This is a genomic window from Rhodococcus sp. D-46, assembly GCF_011290655.1.
In the GTDB taxonomy this organism is placed as follows: Bacteria; Actinomycetota; Actinomycetes; order Mycobacteriales; family Mycobacteriaceae; genus Rhodococcus_F; species Rhodococcus_F qingshengii.
On sequence record NZ_JAANTF010000011.1, the window covers coordinates 18,404 to 36,672 of the forward strand.

At 63.3% G+C, this 18,269-nt stretch carries 16 protein-coding genes; 9 read left to right on the plus strand and 7 right to left on the minus strand.

The genetic code is table 11. The annotated features are described in order from the left end of the window. Window positions 1–2 precede the first annotated feature (2 nt). Window positions 3–1,451: an amino acid ABC transporter substrate-binding protein/permease gene (locus G9U53_RS26470; RefSeq protein WP_003946214.1), complete on the minus strand. Its 1,449-nt coding sequence runs from the start codon at window positions 1,449–1,451 to the stop codon at window positions 3–5. A 236-nt stretch (window positions 1,452–1,687) separates the two neighbouring features. Here G9U53_RS26470 and G9U53_RS26475 point away from each other — a divergent pair, with 236 nt between their 5' ends. The 3 genes from G9U53_RS26475 to rsmA are packed head-to-tail and all read left to right on the plus strand — an operon-like array spanning window position 1,688 to window position 4,880. After that, window positions 1,688–2,812: a resuscitation-promoting factor gene (locus tag G9U53_RS26475; RefSeq protein ID WP_042921286.1), complete on the plus strand. Its 1,125-nt coding sequence runs from the start codon at window positions 1,688–1,690 to the stop codon at window positions 2,810–2,812. Window positions 2,813–2,843: 31 nt separating this feature from the next. Then, window positions 2,844–3,971 (plus strand): resuscitation-promoting factor, encoded by a 1,128-nt coding sequence (locus G9U53_RS26480; protein WP_007729017.1) that lies wholly within the window; start codon window positions 2,844–2,846, stop codon window positions 3,969–3,971. Window positions 3,972–3,980: 9 nt separating this feature from the next. Then, on the plus strand, window positions 3,981–4,880 hold the full coding sequence (gene rsmA, locus G9U53_RS26485) for a 16S rRNA (adenine(1518)-N(6)/adenine(1519)-N(6))-dimethyltransferase RsmA (protein ID WP_003946263.1): 900 nt from the start codon (window positions 3,981–3,983) through the stop codon (window positions 4,878–4,880). Between the two features lie 58 nt (window positions 4,881–4,938). On the opposite strand, the gene G9U53_RS26490 is transcribed toward rsmA, so the two are convergent. Genes G9U53_RS26490 through G9U53_RS26500 form a run of 3 tightly spaced genes read right to left on the minus strand, consistent with a single transcriptional unit; the run spans window position 4,939 to window position 8,331 of the window. Further along, on the minus strand, window positions 4,939–7,200 hold the full coding sequence (locus tag G9U53_RS26490; RefSeq protein WP_003946240.1) for a heavy metal translocating P-type ATPase: 2,262 nt from the start codon (window positions 7,198–7,200) through the stop codon (window positions 4,939–4,941). Next, on the minus strand, window positions 7,200–8,114 hold the full coding sequence (locus G9U53_RS26495) for a hypothetical protein (RefSeq protein WP_054188799.1): 915 nt from the start codon (window positions 8,112–8,114) through the stop codon (window positions 7,200–7,202). Before G9U53_RS26495 ends, G9U53_RS26490 begins: the two co-directional genes overlap by 1 nt. A gap of 7 nt (window positions 8,115–8,121) precedes the next feature. Continuing rightward, the gene (locus tag G9U53_RS26500) at window positions 8,122–8,331 is read right to left on the minus strand and encodes a heavy-metal-associated domain-containing protein (protein WP_003946267.1); all 210 of its coding nucleotides are present in this window, start codon (window positions 8,329–8,331) and stop codon (window positions 8,122–8,124) included. Between the two features lie 314 nt (window positions 8,332–8,645). Here G9U53_RS26500 and G9U53_RS26505 point away from each other — a divergent pair, with 314 nt between their 5' ends. After that, window positions 8,646–8,849 (plus strand): cold-shock protein, encoded by a 204-nt coding sequence (locus G9U53_RS26505; RefSeq protein WP_003946232.1) that lies wholly within the window; start codon window positions 8,646–8,648, stop codon window positions 8,847–8,849. A gap of 96 nt (window positions 8,850–8,945) precedes the next feature. Here the strand turns inward: G9U53_RS26505 and G9U53_RS26510 are convergent, their stop codons facing one another. Further along, window positions 8,946–9,914 carry a YafY family protein gene (locus G9U53_RS26510; protein ID WP_003946249.1) on the minus strand — a complete coding sequence of 323 codons (969 nt, stop codon included), beginning with the start codon at window positions 9,912–9,914 and terminating at the stop codon, window positions 8,946–8,948. Window positions 9,915–10,010: 96 nt separating this feature from the next. Between G9U53_RS26510 and G9U53_RS26515 the strand changes: the two genes are divergently transcribed. The 4 genes from G9U53_RS26515 (at window position 10,011) to G9U53_RS26530 (ending at window position 14,644) form a co-directional block, all read left to right on the plus strand. Beyond that, a complete protein-coding gene (locus tag G9U53_RS26515; protein WP_207624628.1) occupies window positions 10,011–11,006 on the plus strand; it encodes an ATP-binding cassette domain-containing protein in 996 nt (331 codons plus the stop codon). 36 nt (window positions 11,007–11,042) lie between these two features. Beyond that, entirely contained in the window at window positions 11,043–11,819 is a 777-nt protein-coding gene (locus G9U53_RS26520) for an ABC transporter permease (protein WP_030536308.1), read from the plus strand. Window positions 11,820–11,900: 81 nt separating this feature from the next. Continuing rightward, window positions 11,901–12,836 (plus strand): 4-(cytidine 5'-diphospho)-2-C-methyl-D-erythritol kinase, encoded by a 936-nt coding sequence (locus G9U53_RS26525; protein WP_030536307.1) that lies wholly within the window; start codon window positions 11,901–11,903, stop codon window positions 12,834–12,836. Next, the gene (locus tag G9U53_RS26530) at window positions 12,836–14,644 is read left to right on the plus strand and encodes an ABC-F family ATP-binding cassette domain-containing protein (protein ID WP_003946255.1); all 1,809 of its coding nucleotides are present in this window, start codon (window positions 12,836–12,838) and stop codon (window positions 14,642–14,644) included. Before G9U53_RS26525 ends, G9U53_RS26530 begins: the two co-directional genes overlap by 1 nt. Here G9U53_RS26530 and G9U53_RS26535 read toward each other — a convergent pair. Beyond that, on the minus strand, window positions 14,641–15,138 hold the full coding sequence (locus G9U53_RS26535; RefSeq protein WP_165639596.1) for a TetR family transcriptional regulator: 498 nt from the start codon (window positions 15,136–15,138) through the stop codon (window positions 14,641–14,643). The two genes, G9U53_RS26530 and G9U53_RS26535, sit on opposite strands and share 4 nt — an antisense overlap. 287 nt (window positions 15,139–15,425) lie before the next feature. Between G9U53_RS26535 and G9U53_RS26540 the strand changes: the two genes are divergently transcribed. Then, window positions 15,426–16,664: an HNH endonuclease signature motif containing protein gene (locus G9U53_RS26540; protein ID WP_058037028.1), complete on the plus strand. Its 1,239-nt coding sequence runs from the start codon at window positions 15,426–15,428 to the stop codon at window positions 16,662–16,664. A gap of 80 nt (window positions 16,665–16,744) precedes the next feature. On the opposite strand, the gene G9U53_RS26545 is transcribed toward G9U53_RS26540, so the two are convergent. Beyond that, a complete protein-coding gene (locus tag G9U53_RS26545) occupies window positions 16,745–18,235 on the minus strand; it encodes an acetyl-CoA acetyltransferase (RefSeq protein WP_081558217.1) in 1,491 nt (496 codons plus the stop codon). Between the last annotated feature and the right edge of the window lie 34 nt (window positions 18,236–18,269).

The following is an 18,269-nucleotide window of genomic DNA, read 5'->3' on the forward strand; positions in this document are numbered from 1 at the left end:
GGTCACTTGTTGATCCTCTTCTCGAGGCGGTTAGACAGCTTGGTGAGCGCCATGATGATGATGAAGTACATGACGCCGATGATCAGCCACATGTTGAACGACTGGAAGTTGCGCGCGATGATGATGCGCCCTGTCTGAGTGAGCTCGGCGAGTCCGATGACCGACAGGATCGACGTGTCCTTGAGGGTGATCACGAACTGGTTGATGTACGACGGGATCATCGTGCGAATTGCCTGCGGCATGATGACTTTTCGCATCGACTTCATGTAGCTGATGCCCAGGCTTCGTGACGCCTCCATCTGTCCCTTGTCGACGGACAGGATGCCGCCGCGGACGATTTCAGCCATGTACGCGCCGGCGTTGAGCGAGAGCGTGATGATGCCTGCGGTGAAGGCGGACATCTGGAAATGCAGGGCTGCCGGGATGCCGAAGTAGATGAAGAATGCCTGCACCAACAGCGGTGTGCCGCGGAAGATGTCGACGTAGGTCGTGCCTATACCTCGGACGAACATGTTGGTGGACACGCGGCAGAGACCGAAGATCGCGCCTAGGACCAGAGCGATCGCGATCGAGACGACCGAGAGAACGATCGTCAACCACAGGCCCTTGAGAAGCTGCGGGTAGGTGCTCTTGATCAAGCCGATGATGGAGTTGTCCGACGTCGACGCGCCCTGACCGAGGTAGGTCGAGACGATTTCGTCGTACTGGCCGTCGTCACGCAGGTTCTGCAGTCCGGCGTTGAACATCTGGAGCAGTTCGGCGTTCTGGCCCTTGTTGACTGCGAAGCCGTAGCTCGCGCCCACCTCTTTTTCGGTGACCGTCTTGAGGCCGTTGCCCTGTGTGATGCCGTAGGCGAGGACGGGGTAGTCGTCGAAGACTGCGACGGAGTTCCCGGTGCGGACCTCGTCGTACATGCTGGCGGAGTCGGCGAAATAGACTGTGGTGAAGCCGTATTGGTCCTTGATGGACTCGGCGAAGCTGGCGCCCTCGGTGCCGTTCTTGACGGCGACGCGCTTGCCCCTCAGATCCTCGTACGACTTCACGTCGTTGTCGGTCTCGAGGACCGCCATCTGCACGCCCGACTCGAAGTACGGGTCGGAGAAGTCGAACACCTGCTTGCGGGCGTCGGTGATGGACATGCCCGCGATGACGCCGTCCGCCTGCCCGGCCTGCACGGCCTGAAGGGCCGCGTCGAAGCCGAGCTGCTTGATGTCGACCTTGAAGCCTTGGTCCTCGGCGATCGCATTGAGCAGGTCGATGTCGATGCCGACGAGTTTGCCGTCTTCGTTCTCGAATTCGAACGGGGCGAATGTCAGATCGGTGGCGATCGTGTAGGTGCGGCCGGGTTGCGCGCTCGCGATTCCGGGGGCGAACAGCGCTGCGATCAGCGCCAGCAGGATGGCCAGGATCGGCCACCTGGCATTACGTGGTCTGTCGAATCTTCTTCGCACTATCGCCCAGCTTTCTTCTGTCGCGCCCGGGATCGCCGGACTGCTTTGAACCAGACGAGAACATACTGCGCCCAGAGCTGAATCGATACACGGGTATCGGAGCCGGAAAGTGCAGAACACACGACACGCCGTTGCCGTTCCGTGACAAAAGTCGCATTTCGTTGTGATTTGGTTGCCGATACAACGCTCGGTCGTTACCGTATTGTGATCGAACGTCGTCTGCCTTGGGATTTCCTGTGTCGCCTTTTGCCAAGATCAACTCCACGAAGTCACCACTTCTCTATTCAGTGGTGGGTGCGTTGCTTCTGACGCTCATCGTCGGGGGTGCGCTCGCCGTGGTTCGGCACAAGACGATCACCCTCGACGTCGACGGCGACATGATTTCGCTGTCCACGATGTCGAGCAGCGTCGGTACCGCTCTCGAGGACGCCGGATACCCGGTCGATCCCAAGGACGCGCTCGCACCCAGTGCCGATTCCTCCCTGTCCGATGGCGATACCGTCGTACTACGCCGTGCCCGTGAGTTGGCTCTGACCGTCGACGGTCAGCCGACCACCATCTGGACCACCGCATTGACGGTCGACGAGGCATTGAAGCAGGTAGATGTTTCCGACGACTTCGCAGTCTCGGCTTCGCGCTCGCATCGTCTGCCGCTCGAACGGACCGAGCTCGACGTCGTCAGCCCGAAGACCGTCAGCGTCAGCGACGGTGGCGCTCCCGCGGCGGAGGTCAAGCTCGCCGCCGTGACCGTCGGTGATCTTCTCGCGGCCAAGAATGCGCCGCTCGAGCAGGCCGACTCGGTGGTTCCCACCGCCGACACACCCGTTACCAACGGCCTGACCATCCAGGTCACTCGCGACCGCACGGACACTCGCGTCGAGACGCAGCCGATCGCGCCGCCGGAGAACAAGGTCGAGGATCCCGAGCTAGAGAAGGACAAGACCGTCGTCGAGAACCCGGGTGTTCCGGGTGAGCGCACGGCCACTGTCGAGGTCAAGACCGTCAACGGCGTCGAGGCCGGACGAACCGAACTGTCCGCGACCGTGATCAAGGAACCGGTCGCAGCAGTGGTGAAGGTCGGTACCAAGCAGGCTTCCGCTCCCGCTGTGTCCAACGCGTCGACGTGGGATGCCATTGCTCAGTGCGAGGCGACCGGAAACTGGGCCATCAACACCGGCAACGGTTTCTACGGAGGACTTCAGTTCACCCAGAGCACCTGGGAAGCATTCGGCGGCGGTCAGTACGCAGCTCGCGCCGACCTCGCATCACGTGAACAGCAGATCGCGATCGGCGAGAAAGTCCGCGCCGGTCAGGGCTGGGGTGCTTGGCCGTCCTGCACCAGCAAATTGGGCCTGCGCTGACGCGCTCACACCTCACAGAACACAGGAACCGATGTCACCGTTCGCCAAGATCAACTCGACCAGGTCGCCGTTGTTGTACTCGGCGATCGCCGCTCTTCTCCTGACGGTTCTCGTGGGTGGTGTTCTGGCCGTCGTCCGGCACAAGACCATCACTCTCGATGTCGACGGTGAGCAGATTCGCCTGAGCACCATGTCGACCAACGTCGACGGCGCTCTCGAGGACGCGGGTTACCCGATCGGTGACAAGGATGCAGTTGCTCCCGCGGCCGACGCTTCGCTGTCCGACGGCGACACCGTGGTGCTCCGTCGTGCCCGTGAGATCACGCTGACGGTCGACGGTCAGCCGCAGAAGCTCTGGACCACAGCCTTGACCGTCGACGACGCGTTGAAGCAGTTGGACGTCGCGGCGGATGTGCACGTGTCGGCTTCGCGCTCGCAGCGTCTTCCGCTGGACGGCGCCGCGCTCGACGTGCTGACACCGGTCGTCGCAAAACTGGTCGACGGCGCAAACGCGGCAGCAGACGTGCGTATCGCGGCGCCGACGGTCGGGGAGTTCCTTACCGCCAACGGCACTCCGCTCGAGCAGTCGGACACGGTGGTTCCCGCCGCCGACGCTCCACTGACCGAGGGCCTGGAGGTCACGGTGACGCGCAACCGCACCGAGAACAAAGTCGAGACTTTGCCGCTCGATCCGCCGGATCAGCGCATCGAGGATCCGACGATGAACCAGAGCCGCACGATCGTCGAGAACCCGGGCGTGCCCGGCGTGCGTGACGTGACGTTCGCCGTGAATCTCGTCAACGGTGTCGAAGCCGGACGTACCCAGGTCTCGGAGACGATCACCACACCGGCGCAGCCGAAGGTCGTGCGTGTCGGAACGAAGCCGGGCACCGAGGTGCCGCCCGTGGAGAACGGTTCGACGTGGGATGCGCTCGCACAGTGCGAGGCCACCGGTAACTGGGCCATCAACACCGGCAACGGTTTCTACGGCGGCGTGCAGTTCGACCAGAACACCTGGGAACGACAGGGCGGGTTGAAGTATGCGCCCCGCGCCGACCTCGCCACCCGTGAAGAACAGATCGCGATTGCGACACAGACCCAGCGCACTCAGGGCTGGGGCGCATGGCCGTCGTGCTCGGGTCGCCTCGGACTGGGATAAGTTCTACTGGTGTCAGACGCCGAACAATCGAACGAACCCATCGCTACTCCGCGCGGGCAGGCAGCCCTGCTCGGTCCGGTCGAGGTGCGCGCTCTTGCCGAGGAATTCGGTGTCCGGCCCACGAAACAGTTGGGGCAGAACTTCGTTCACGACGCCAATACCGTGAGGCGCATCGTCACCACGGCAGGCGTGACACGTGACGACGTCGTTCTCGAGGTAGGGCCTGGTCTCGGTTCGCTGACGATGGCGCTGATGGACGTGGTCGATCGGGTCATCGCGGTCGAGATCGATCCCAACCTCGCGGCTCGCCTCCCGAAGACGGTGGCCGAGCGAGCGCCGGAACTGGCCGATCGCCTGACCGTCGTCGAAGCCGACGCGATGCGTGTGCTGCCTTCGCAGATTCCCGGCGAGCCGACCGCGCTTGTCGCGAACCTGCCGTACAACGTCGCGGTGCCGGTGCTGTTGCACCTGTTCGCGTCGCTTCCGAGTCTGCGGACCGCACTCGTGATGGTGCAAGCCGAGGTTGCCGATCGCCTGGCGGCTGATCCGGGAAGCAAGATCTACGGCGTTCCCAGCGTCAAGGCCAACTTCTTCGGCGAGGTTCGCCGCGCTGGTGCCGTCGGACGCAACGTGTTCTGGCCGGTGCCGAAGGTCGAATCAGGACTGGTTCGTATCGATCGGTACGCGGAGCCGCCGTGGCCGATGGACGAGAAGCACCGCAAGCAGGTTTTTGCGGCGATCGACGCCGCGTTCGCACAGCGCCGCAAGACTTTGCGTGCCGCTCTCAGCGGTTGGGCAGGTTCGCCTGCCGAGGCCGAACGACGGCTCCTCGCTGCCGGCATCGAGCCACAGACGCGTGGCGAGATGCTCGACGCAGCAGCCTTCGTTCGGCTTGCTGGAGGCGAATAGCCCCGTGCGCGGTTAAGGAGTGCAGGGACTCCCTAACCGCGCACAGGGGCTTGCCCCCTTATTTGAACCGCCGCAACCTCAGGCTGTTGCTCACCACGAACACACTGCTGAATGCCATTGCGGCACCGGCGAGCATCGGGTTGAGCAGGCCGGCCGCAGCCAGCGGGATCGCAGCCGTGTTGTAGGCGAATGCCCAGAACAGGTTGCCCTTGATGGTCTTGAGCGTCTTGCGGGACAGTCGAATTGCATCGGCCGCCGACCGCAGGTCACCTCGCACCAGAGTGATGTCGCTGGCCTCGATCGCAACGTCGGTACCCGTGCCCATCGCCAGGCCGAGATCGGCCTGAGCCAGGGCTGCCGCGTCGTTCACGCCGTCGCCGACCATGGCCACGACGCGTCCTTCCGCTTGCAGTTTCTTGACGGCGTCGACCTTGTCCGCAGGCATGACCTCGGCGAAGACGGTGCTGATCCCGACCTGATCCGCGACAGTGCGAGCAACGGTGGCGTTGTCACCGGTCAGCAGAACCGGTTCGAGGCCGAGTGCTTTCAACTGCGCGATTGCTTCGGCGCTCGTGTCCTTGACCGCGTCGGCGATCACGAGGATGCCGTGCGCCTTGCCGTCCCAGCCCACCGCGATTGCGGTGCGCCCGGCCTTCTCTGCTGCAGCCTTCGCCTCGCGGAGATTTTCCGGCAACGGCATCGACCAGTCGGCGAGCAGCGCGTCTCGGCCCGCGACGACGGCGTGACCGTCGACCATTCCCTGCACGCCGCGCCCGGCGACGTTCACGAAATCCTCGACCGTAGGCAATTCGCCCACAGCTTCGGTCGCACCCTTCGCAATCGCTGCGGCGATGGGGTGCTCGGAGCGATGTTCGAGTGCGCCGGCCAGCCGAAGGACCTCGTCGACGGTTGTTCCTTCGCCCACCACGGTGTCCAGCAATGTCATCTGACCGGTGGTGACGGTTCCCGTCTTGTCGAGCACGACGGTGTCGACTGCGCGCGTCGATTCGAGCACCTCGGGTCCCTTGATGAGGATTCCCATCTGAGCTCCGCGACCCGTGCCCACCAACAGGGCTGTGGGCGTTGCCAATCCGAGGGCACAGGGGCACGCGATGATCAGCACGGCGACCGCAGCGGTGAAGGCCATCTCGATGGGGTTACCGGTACCGAGCCAGTAGCCCAGTGTCGCAACGGCAATCGCGATGACGACCGGCACGAAGATACCGGCGATCCGATCGGCGAGGCGCTGAACTTCGGCCTTGCCGTTCTGGGCGTCTTCGACCAGTGCCGCCATCTGGGCGAGTTGGGTGTCGCTCCCGACCCGGGTTGCCTCGACGGTCAAGGTTCCACCGACATTGACGGTGGCGCCGACGACAGTGTCCCCGACACCGACTTCCTCCGGCACGGATTCGCCGGTCAACATGCTCATGTCGACGGCTGAGCGGCCCTCGGTGATGATGCCGTCGGTGGCGATCTTCTCGCCGGGCCGGACGATGAAGGAGTCGCCCGCTGCCAGTTCTTCGGCGGGGATTCGTACTTCGACGCCGTTGCGCAATACCGCGACGTCTTTCGCACCGAGTTCCATGAGTGCGCGTAGTGCGGCGCCGGACGTGCGCTTGGACTTGTGCTCGAAGTAGCGTCCGGCCAGCACGAACGTGATGACGCCCGCGGCAACTTCGAGGTAGATGTTGGCGCTGCCGTCCATCCGGTCGACCGTCAGCCGGAAGGCGTGCTTCATACCGGCTTCGCCCGCAGTGCCGAAGAACAGTGCGTAGAGCGACCAGACGAAGGCCGAGATGGTGCCCAGCGAGATGAGCGTGTCCATCGTGGCCGCGCCGTGACGCAGGTTCACCCAGGCAGCCCGGTGGAAGGGGAGGGCCGCCCACACGATGACCGGTGCGGCCAGTGTGAGGGAGAGCCATTGCCAGTTGTCGAACTGCAGCGCAGGAATCATTGCCATAGCGATGACCGGCACGGAGAGAAGAGTCGAGATGATCAGGCGAGTACGGAGCTCGCGCAGATCACGATCCTGCGGGGTTTCCGCATCCGGGTCGACGGTGTCCGGCGCGCTGGGCGGCTTGGGGAGCGCGGCGGAATAACCGGCGTTCTCGACGGCAGTGACCAGATCTTCGACGGGTACCCCGTCCGGGAAGGTGACCTTGGCCTTCTCCGTCGCGTAGTTGACGGTGGCTGTGACGCCGTCGATCTTGTTGAGCTTCTTCTCGATTCGTGACGCGCAGGAGGCGCAGGTCATCCCGGTGATCGCGAGTTCGACGCTGCTCGAGTTGGCAGCATTGTCGACCGCAGTCGGTGACGTCATCAGTGCCCTCCCTCGTGATTGTCTGGAACTGAAGCCGTGGAAATGCCTGCATCAACAGTGAATTCGGCGGTCCGAACCACGCCTTCGTGCTGGAAGTCGAGGAACAGTCGGTATGTGCCTTCGCTCGGTGCCTGTGCGTGGAAGGAAATGTCCGGACCAGGAGCTGTGACGCCGTCGCCTGGCTCGCCTTCGGGGTGCACGTGCAGGTAGGCGAGGTCGCCGGTGCGCAGGGCAACGAGGTGACCGAAGGCACCGAGGTACGGATCGAGATCGGTGACCGGGGCTCCGTCGCGAGCAACGCTCAGCGTGATCGGGCCGCCGGCAGTGGTCAGATCACCGTCGAGAGTCACGGTGTATCCGTCGACGGTTGCGGTCGCGCTCTTCGCAGGTAGCGGCGCAGGAGTGAATTCGCCTGCCACGTCGAAGTTTCGGCCGAGTGTCAGTTGGGTGCCGTCGGTGGGATCGAAGTCCGCGAAGACTCGGTAGGTGCCCGCGGCGGGCCAGGCCCAGTCGATCGACCAGGTGCCGTCTGCAGCGAGGGACGGATGTACGTGGCGGAATTCGCTGGTGTCGTTTCGGACGACAATGAGGTGGAGTTTCTTCTCGTGCAGGAGGTCGAAATCGACGACGGGCGTGTTGGTGTCGTCGAGAATCCGGAAGGTCAAGGTTCCCGGCTCCCCAGCTCGACCGGGTGCGGTCACATCGGTGAGTGTGTATCCGCCGGAAGAGACTTCGAGACCTGCAGGTGTTGCCGAATCCATGCCTGGCATCGATTCGGTGGTTGATTCGTGGGTGCTGTGCTGGGTGGTGGACATGTCTATCGGGCTTCCGATTGCGGCCCCCACGCCGAGGGCGGCGCCGAAGACGGCGACCAGCCCTACGGCGTAGGCGGCAAGTGTTGTCGAGGTGCGCACGGCTGACTCAGCTTGGTACGACTGCGTAGCCGGCTTCGTCGACTGCTGCGACGACGTCGGCTGCGGAGACGGGAGCATCGCTGGTGACAACGACGCGTCCGCTCGCCAGTTCGACATCCACCGCGGTTACTCCCGCGATGTTGCCGATCTCTTCCTTGACGGATCCGACGCAGTGTCCGCAGGTCATTCCGGAAACGGTGTATTCGGCGGTGGTCATCGCAGATCCCTTCGGTTGTGGAAAGCTTATTTTACGGATACCCGGTGTAGGTATCGCTCTGCAATCGAAGGTACCCCCGGGGGGTATTCCTGTCAACGGGCTGGGCAGTGATGAATGCCTCAAGGAAGACAACACGGCGGATGTGTGGTCTACTTGTGTTGGTCGTAAGTGTTTGTGTTTGTGTTTCCACGCTCGCAAATGGTTAGGTTGCGAGCGTTTGGACATCCTCCACGGATTTGTCTCAGAACGGTCGTAGTAAGTGACCCGGGCGGTCGAAGCGACTGCCTGTTGACACTGTGTTAGAGGAGATTTACATGGCAGAGGGCATCGTGAAGTGGTTCAACTCCGAGAAGGGGTTCGGCTTCATCGCTCCCGAAGACGGCAGTGCTGACGTCTTCGTTCACTACTCCGAGATCCAGAGTGGCGGCTTCCGCACTCTCGAGGAGAACCAGCGCGTGGCGTTCGAGATCGGTCAGGGCAACAAGGGCCCGCAGGCCACCGGCGTTACCATCGTCTAAGACGTCCATGTGAGTCGGGCAACCGACGCATGACGTACTGACAAGACCCCAACTCTTCGGAGTTGGGGTCTTGTTGTATTTGGGTGAAAAACGCTGTCATGCATCGAGATACCGCTGAGTGGCGACTGCCGTTTCCGCCGCGATCGTGCGGCATTCCTCGCGGAGTTCAGGTGGATTCACAACGGTGAAATCGACGTCGAAAGCTCTGAGCCAGTGTGCGATCGATCGCAGAGAAGTGCCCGAAAGCACTATGACGCAACGCCCTTCGTCGGTGGACTCCACCGATCCCCACTGTTCGTTGACCATGGGTGCTATCTGCTCGATGGGTGCATGCAGTAGAACTGTTGCGCGCGTGGAGGAATAGGCCCGAGCGACACCGCGGGAAACGAAGTCTGCTGCACCACCGGCGGGTAGTTCCCGCGGCACGAATCGTGGGCCGGTGGGGATCTTGGGTTCCATCCGGTCGACGCGGAACGACCGCCAGTCTTCGCGAGACAGATCCCAAGCCACCAGATACCACCGAACACCCGACCGCACGAGCCTGTACGGTTCCACCTCGCGCCGGCTCTGGGTGCCGTCGTGAGTGCTGTAGTCGAATCTCAATCGCTCGTGGTTGTGGCATACGGATGCGATGGCGGACAGTACCGACGCATCGACTGCGCTCGCGGCGGGCTCGCGTGGCACGACATCGATCGACAGCGATTCCAGACGGTGTCGCAGCCTCGACGGCATGATCTGCCGCAGCTTCGCCAGCGCGCGCATCGAAGCCTCGCCGATGCCGACCACAGAGCCGGTCGCTCCGGATTGCAGTGAAAGTGCCACCGCGAGCACTTCTTCGTCATCGAGCTGTAGCGGGGGCATCTCCGCGCCGGCACCCAGGCGATATCCGCCACCGACTCCGACTGTCGCGTCGACCGGATAGCCGAGATCGCGGAGGCGGTCCACGTCACGTCGAACTGTGCGCGGGGTGATCGCGAGCTTGTCTGCGAGTTCGGCACCGGACCAGTCTCGACGTGTCTGGAGCAGTGACAGCAACCGCAGTAGGCGAGCCGATGTCTCCTTCATGGGAAGAAGTCTGCCAAACATTTAGGACCCAATGCGTCCTCAATCGAATCTAGGTTGGTCCGCATCCGATCAGTCGAGAAGAAATTGGGGCACATCATGAGTCGCATCAACGACGGCAGACCGATGATCGAGACGAAGGCGCTCACCAAGCACTTCGCCCAGGGCAAGAAGCTCGTGGAAGCAGTCAAGGGAGTCACGCTCGATGTAGCGGAGGGTGAATTGGTTGCCTTGCTGGGGCCGAACGGCGCCGGGAAATCGACGACGTTGCGCATGCTGACCACCTTGCTCGAGCCCACGTCCGGCAGCGCGCGAATCGCAGGATTCGACATCGCTGCGGCACGAAACGAGGTGCGATCGAGCCTCGGGTACGTCGGGCAGGGGAACGGAGCCGGCCACAACCAGCGGGTTCGCGACGAGTTGGTGACGCAGGGGTTGTGCTACGGAATGCCCAAGGGCGACTCGCAGGTCCGGGCCGACGAATTGCTGCGTGATCTCGAACTCACCGAGTTGGGTACTCGAAAGGTCAGTACGCTGTCCGGCGGGCAGCGCCGGCGGCTCGATATCGCCCTCGGCCTGGTGCATCGCCCACCGCTCCTGTTCCTCGACGAGCCGACCACGGGCATGGACCCGCAAAGTCGGGCCAACCTCTGGGACCACATCCTGCGGTTGCGGCGCGAGATGGGCACCACGATCGTGCTGACCACGCACTACCTGGAAGAAGCGGATTCGATGGCGGAGCGGGTCATCGTCATCGACGAGGGCACTGTCATCGCGGACAACACCGCCGCTGCACTCAAAGCGGATCTTGCGGGGGATCATCTTCTGCTCACCTTCGACAGCGTCGAGGCGGCCGCCGTCGCAGCGTCGGTGGCCGAGCGACTTGTCACTGTGCGTGACGTCACCGTCGCGGCGAGTTCGGTGAGTATCCGTGCCGGCGAGGGTGATTCGACGCTACCGGTGTTGCTGCGTGAAGCCGATGCCCGTGGTGCCCGCGCACTCACTGCCGACATCACCAGGCCGACTCTCGACGACGTCTTCCTCACTCTCACCGGCCGCAGCCTGCGCGAGAGCGCCGCTGCGGTCGCTTCCTGAAACACGACAAAGAACTTCGAGGAACAGGAATCCGCCATGACAATCACACTCGATACCCCACGTACCGTGCACGGCAACATCGTTCGAGACAGCGTAATCGTGATGGGCCGTGAGCTACGACCGATGTTGCGCGACCCGGTCAGCGTCATCTTCAGCCTCATCCAGCCGCTGATCCTGTTGGCGTTGTTCGGGCCTCTGCTCAAAGGGGTTCCGGGTACCGGTGACGGCGTATGGAATTGGTTCATTCCCGGTGTGTTGGTGATGATCGCGATCTTCGGAACGACGATGACCGGGTCCAACCTCCTGATGGAGATGCAGCAGGGATCGCACGAGCGAATGTTGGTGACTCCGCTCCGACGCTCGTCCTTGTTGATCGGGCGAGCGTGCAAGGAGATGGTTCCGCTTGCCGCGCAGGCGATTCTGATCATTCTGGTCGCACTTCCGCTCGGATTGGACGTCAATGCAGCGGGAGCCGCGCTCGGGATAGTCCTGCTGGGAGTGTTCGGCGTCGGACTCGGTGCGCTCTCGTACGCTCTCGCTCTGGCTGTGCGGGAGCAGGATTGGATGTTCTGGGTCGTTCAGCAGACGCTGATGTTCCCGCTCCTGATCCTGTCGGGAACCATGCTTCCACTCGAGGACGCACCAGGTTGGATGAAGGTCCTCGTGAACATCAATCCGCTCGGCTACGTCGTAGACGCCGAGCGGGCACTCTTTGCCGGAGACTTCGCGTCGAGCAGCGTTCTGGCAGGAATCGTCGCCGCCTTGGGCGTGGCGGTGGTCGGTCTGGGCGTAGGTGTGCGCGCGGTGAAATAGCGTGGGTGTGCTGGCTGTCGGACGGGCTGCTGCGGTCGCAGGTTTTCGCCCAGGTGTTCGCAGCGCCTATTGTTGTTCCTTGTGCTCTCCGTCGTTCCACGCCCCGTAGTCGTCCGGGCCCCGTCCAAGGTGAATCTCCACCTTGCCGTCGGGGACCTGCGAGACGACGGCTATCACGAGCTGACGACGGTTTTTCAGGCTTTGTCGCTGGCAGACACCCTCACGGTGGCGCCTGCGGACACCTTGACCGTGCGGGTGATCGGCGACGACGCCGCGGCCGTGCCGACCGATCGCACCAACCTCGTGTGGCGTGCCGCCGAGATGCTCGCCGTCGAGGGTGGCGTGGCCCCGAACGTCGAGATAGTCATCGAGAAAGGCATCCCCGTCGCAGGCGGAATGGCCGGCGGGAGTGCCGACGCAGCCGCCGCTTTGGTTGCGCTCAACGCTTTGTGGAAGCTCGACTTCTCGCGGCCTGATCTCGACGCTTTTGCGGCACGCCTCGGGAGTGACGTTCCGTTCTCGCTGCACGGTGGCACTGCCCTCGGAACCGGCCGCGGCGAACAACTTGTCCCCGTGTTGACCCGCCACACTTTTCACTGGGTGTTGGCGCTGGCCAAGGGTGGCTTGAGCACACCAGTCGTGTTCCGCGAGCTGGACAAGCTGCGGGCAGAAGGCTCCCCGAAACGGTTGGGGAGCGCCGATGCGTTGATCCAGGCACTGACCACGGGTGACGCTCATCTGCTTGCGTCGCTGCTCGGCAACGATCTGCAGGCTGCGGCACTCTCACTCAACCCGGATCTACGACGGACGCTTCGAGCGGGCGTCGAAGCCGGAGCTTTGGCCGGCATCGTCTCCGGCTCCGGACCGACATGCGCCTTTCTCTGCGCCGACGCACAGTCCGCGGTGGAAGTGAGCGCAGAACTTGCGGGAGCGGGGGTGTGCCGCACCGTTCGCGTGGCGAGCGGACCCGTTCCCGGAGCACGAATACTCGACAATGCGGCAAAGGGACAGCACTGATGGCGAATCTGATCAATCTGGAAAACGTGTCGAAGTCTTTCGGCGTCAAGCCGTTGCTCGACGGGGTCTCCCTGGGCGTCGAGGAGGGCGAGCGCATCGGCGTCGTCGGCCTCAACGGTGGCGGTAAGACGACCATGCTCGAAGTCCTCGCGGGTGTGGAGCAGCCGGATTCGGGACGCGTCAGCCGCGTCGGCGGATTGCGTATGGCCGTCGTGACGCAGCGCGGTGTGCTGCCTCCCGGCTCCACTGTCGGTGAAGTGGTCCTGGGGCCGCTCGGAGTGGCGCAACACGAATGGGCCGGCGACGCGCGCATCCGTTCGGTGCTCTCGGGTATCGGCATCGACAACCTGGGCGCCGGTGGCGAGCGGTCCGCATTGGACGCCAAGGTCGACGGCCTGTCCGGCGGTGAGCGTCGCCGCGTGGCTCTCGCTGCGGCCCTGGTTCAGGACCTCGACCTGCTGGTGCTCGACGAGCCCACCAACCACCTCGACGTCGAAGGTGTTCAGTGGTTGGCCGAGCACCTCGTCTCGCGTCGCAGCGCGCTTGTCGTCGTGACCCACGATCGCTGGTTCCTCGACACCGTCGCCACCCGCACCTGGGAGGTTGTCGGCGGCGGCGTCGAAAGCTACGAGGGTGGCTACAACGACTGGGTGTTCGCTCGCGCCGAGCGTTCGCGTCAGGCTGACGCTTCCGAAGAGCGTCGACGCAACCTTGCGCGCAAGGAACTCGCATGGCTGCGCCGCGGTGCGCCGGCCCGTACGTCCAAGCCGAAGTACCGCATCGAGGCCGCAGAGGCCCTGATCGCCGACGTTCCGGCACCTCGTGACGCGGTCGCTCTTGCGTCGTTCGCGCAGCGTCGGCTCGGCAAGGTTGTCATCGAACTCGAAGACGCGCGTCTGGAGACTCCGGACGGTCGTGTACTCGTCGAGGATCTGACCTGGCGTCTCGCTCCAGGTGAGCGTGTAGGCCTGGTCGGTGTCAACGGCTCGGGCAAGACGACTCTGCTGCGGACTCTGGCCGGCGAACTCGAGCCTGCCGCCGGAAAGCGCATTCAGGGGCAGACCGTCCACATCGGTTGGCTCAAGCAGGAACTCGACGATCTACCGACCGACATGCGCGTACTTGACGCGGTCAAGGATGTAGCCGAGCGAATCACGCTGGGAGACAAGGAAGTATCGGCGGGTCAGCTGGCTGAGCGGTTGGGCTTCACACCGGCGCGTCAGCGCACCCCAGTCGGTGATCTCTCCGGTGGTGAGCGCCGACGTCTGCAGTTGACACGTGTCCTCATGGCCGAGCCCAACGTCCTGCTTCTCGACGAGCCGACCAACGATCTCGACATCGACACGCTTCAGCAACTCGAAGATCTGCTCGACGGCTGGGCTGGCACCATGGTGGTCATCTCGCACGACCGGTACCTGATCGAGCGCATCTGTGACACCACCTGGGCGCTCTTCGGTGACCGCAAGCTCACCAACCTGCCCGGTGGTATCGAGGACTACCTGCGTCGGCGCGCAGCAATGGGGGATGGCGACAACCCGTCGGTGGCTTCGACGGCGAGTGGTGCGTCGAAGAGCAAGCAGGTCCGTGACGGCGCCGCGGATCGCGCTGCACGCAAGGAACTTTCGAAGCTCGAGCGGTCCATTGCGAAGTTCGACGACCGAGAGAAGAAGCTGCACGCTTCCCTCGCCGACGCGGCCACCGACCCGGACAAGCTGCAGAAACTCGGCGCAGAACTCAAGCAGGTCATCGCCGACAAGGAAGCGGCCGAAGAGCAGTGGATGGAGCTCTTCGCCGAGCTGGACGGCTAGGGGAACTTCGCCCCGAACCTCTTGAAGGTTCGCTCTGGATCCAGGGTTTCCGGAGCATGCCTGCGCAGCAGTGCGTCCAGAACGAGCCCGTCCAGTGCTGCGACCAATTCCGCTGCATCGGACGAGGTCATGCCGCGTTCGATCAAGATGTCGACAAACCGATCCCGACCACGCACCAGTTCCACTGCGAGGTCGGGATCGTGGAATGACGCGATGATCAGTTCGTAACGCGCCCGAGTGCGGCCGGATTCAGGCCCCAGCCACCGGGCCACCTGTTGCTTCGGCGTCTCGCCCGGGCGAGGAAGATCACCGTCCAGAAGGTGTCGCACCACCTCGACTATCAGTCCACGCTGGTTTGCGAAGTAGTGCCGTGCGCTGCCGTGTGGCACGCCCGCCTCGTCTTCGACGCCTCTCATCGACCAGGCTCGAAACCCAACCCGGCCCAGCAGGTCGAGCCCGGCGTCCAGAAGTGCTTCTCGAGTCGATTTCTCCACGCAGAGAAGATACCGTGATATCCTCTTCTCCGCTTGGAGAATTTCTCCGCACGGAGAAGTGGCCGGTGGGTCGAACTGATTGGGGTGAAGCGTGGTCATCTTTTTCGACATCCTGCTTGTGCTGTGCGTTGTTGCGATTGTGTGTTTCGCGGGATACGTCCTCTATCGCGTCGTCTTTGACGGCTAGCTGAATGGTGATGTACTTCAACAGGTCTCAAGTCTTCATGTTCCCGAAGTTGTCCGGTTTGTCTCTGGTTATCGAAAGTATGTTCTATTAAACTTTGAGCATGGACAGTCGGGAAGCGTGGCAGCTGGATGGCGAGGACCTCAAGGGTGAGGTTCTGGATCTGGTGCGCGCCCGACACGAGTTGCAGTCGCGGATGGTGTTGCTGATCGTGGAGATGTTTTCCCGGGAGGTTCTCGGTGGGAAGGGTTTTCGGGCGATCGCGCAGTGGTTGCATGGGTCGACGAATCTGGAGATCGGTGAGTGCAGTCTGCTGGTCGGGTTGGCGCGGTTGCTGATGCTCGAACCTGTTGTCGCGGATGCGTTTCACCGTGGTGACGTGGATGCGTTGAAGGCGCGGCAGGTGGCGTCGTTTTGTCAGCATCCACCCAAGAACATGACCCTGGCGGATGTGGACAAGGCTCGCGGGATCCTGCTTGGCCTGGCGTCGAAGAACATCGCCGATTGTGATGCAGTGCGGGCAGCGATCCGGCGGATCGAGAAGCAGTACGGCAAACGCGAAGACGGCGTTCCGGTGGGTGAGGATTCGGAGCGTAACGAGTTCTACGCCTCGAAAGGCTTGTACGGGCGGGTGACCGTGAAGGGCGACCTGGATGCTGTGAACGGGGCACGTCTGATCACGTTGCTGTCGAGCCTGTCGGCGCCGACGCCGGAGAAAGACGGCGTCAAGGACGCCCGCACGCCGGCATTACGACGGGCGGATGGGTTCTGCGAATTGTTGCGGCGGTACGAGCGGGCGGGGCTGGGTCCGATCGAAGGCGGAGTGAAACCGCACATCACAGTCACCGCCAGTGCAAAAGACATGACCGACCTCAAAGCATTGAAGGATCTACTGCCGTCGACTCAGGAACTGGGTTTCGCGTGGGCGGATTGGGTAGGTCCGATCAGTATCGATACTGCCCGGATGCTGGCGTGCGACTGCACGGTCACCCGGATTTTGTTGGACGAGAACGGTGTTCCGCTCGACTGCGGCAAAGAAGCAAGGACCGCGACGCTACCCCAGCGGCGGGCGTTGGCGGTTCGTGATGGTGGGTGTGCGTTTCCGGGATGCGGGACACCGTCGGGGTGGTGCGATGCCCATCATATTGTTCACTGGAACGATGGTGGCCCAACGGATCTCGACAATCTGATCTTGTTGTGCGGTCATCATCATCGGACGATGCACCGCACCGAATGGCGGGTGGAGATCGGGCCGGATCGCAAATCGGTGTTCTATCCGCCGATGTCTGTTGATCCGTATCAGCAGCCGATCGGCGGGAACAGCCCACCGACAGCAGCCTGAACCGCGACAACTGAAGACGTGAGCACCGGGGCATCACCATGCCCCGGTGCTGACGGCTGTCTACTGTCAGAACGCTACTGTCAGAACGTGAGCGTGAGTCGCCCGTTCTCGTCGCTGATGTGAACAGTTCGCCCGATCGACGGAGGGTTGTCACCGCGAAGCTGGGTCAGTTCGGCGGCATTCTCGGGACCGGTGTGACCGGCGACGCGGCCGCCGTCCGGCGTTGCCGCGATCACGAACCCGATCTCAGGCTCCCCGGTGCGGCCGTATTCGACAGAGGCCGTAACTATTTCCGCCGTGCCCGTGTAATCAGTGATCAGTTCCGGAACCTCCGCAGTTAGCGCGCGTGCGTCGGGATCACCGACGTACCCGCCAGCGTGAGCGGCGGACGACAGCAGTACGCAGTGCTGGTAGGTGAGGAATCCACCGTTGCCGTGGACGAGGGCAAGGTTCGCGCCGTCGCGAATTCGCCTGGTGACTTCAGCGACGGAATGCAGGGTGTAGCTGTTGAGCGGTCCACCGAAGAACGAGTGTCCTCCGGTGACGCTTGGGATCGCGGTATCGGGAAGTCCGAGTTCGCGGATCAACAGCTTGGGCACGATCGGGAAGCAGCTGTAGGCATCGACGATGTCGAGTGCGTCGGCGCCGACTCCGGCACCGTCGAGTGTGCGATGTACGGCGTCATGCATCGCGGCCGAGCTGTCGAAGCTGTTGCGGCTGAGTATGTCCAACGGATCACTCGCACCTGCGCCGCCCCAGAGGTACACCAGCTTGTTTTCATCGATCCCGAACTCGCGGGCCGTCGACAACGAGCAGACGACAACGGCCGCAGCCTGATTGACGAAAGGCATGGCGTTGAGCATCAGCGGGTACGGCTCGGAGACCATCCGATTGCCGGGGCCGACGGTGCCGATCTCGTCTGCCGATCGGATCTCCGACGTCCAGGAGGCGGGATTCTTCGAAGCCAGTTCCGAGAACGCGGCGTACATCCGCGCGGACCAGTCGAGCGATTCACGGGCGTCGTGGCCCTCGGCAGCGCTGAAACAGTTCTCGAAGAGCGGGTAGACACGAGTCGGCACGATGAAACCGGCGCGCTGCATTTCGGGGCTTCCCAGGTCGGTCGGATCGAATCCGGGAGGCCCACCGGGCGCGGCTGTCCACCCGATCGAGTCGGGGGCGACTCCGGACTTTCGCAGCGCGGTGCTGCTGGCGTGCGATTCGCCGCCCACGAGCAGAGCAGCCGAGGATTCACCGCGAGCGATGGCCGCGCCGATCCGATCGAGGAGCGCCGCGGGCCAGTGGCCACCGATCGGCGAGGTAGAGGTGACCGTGGGGGTCGCGCCTAATCGTGAGGCAAGCAGCCCGGGGAGATCGTCGTACGACCAGCTGACTGTCTTGATCGCGAACACGGAATCGATCTGTGTTCCCAGTTCAGCGTGGCCACTGTCGTTCAACGCGGCGACGGTGGCGTCGTGAATCAGATCGAGGGGTTCGCGGTGCCCGTCGGCAGGATTCCGGCGCAGATCGCCGACGCCGACGATGACCGGGATTCGTGATGCGTCAACCATCATGTACCTCTCGTTGCCGACCCGTAGCCGGGAGTTG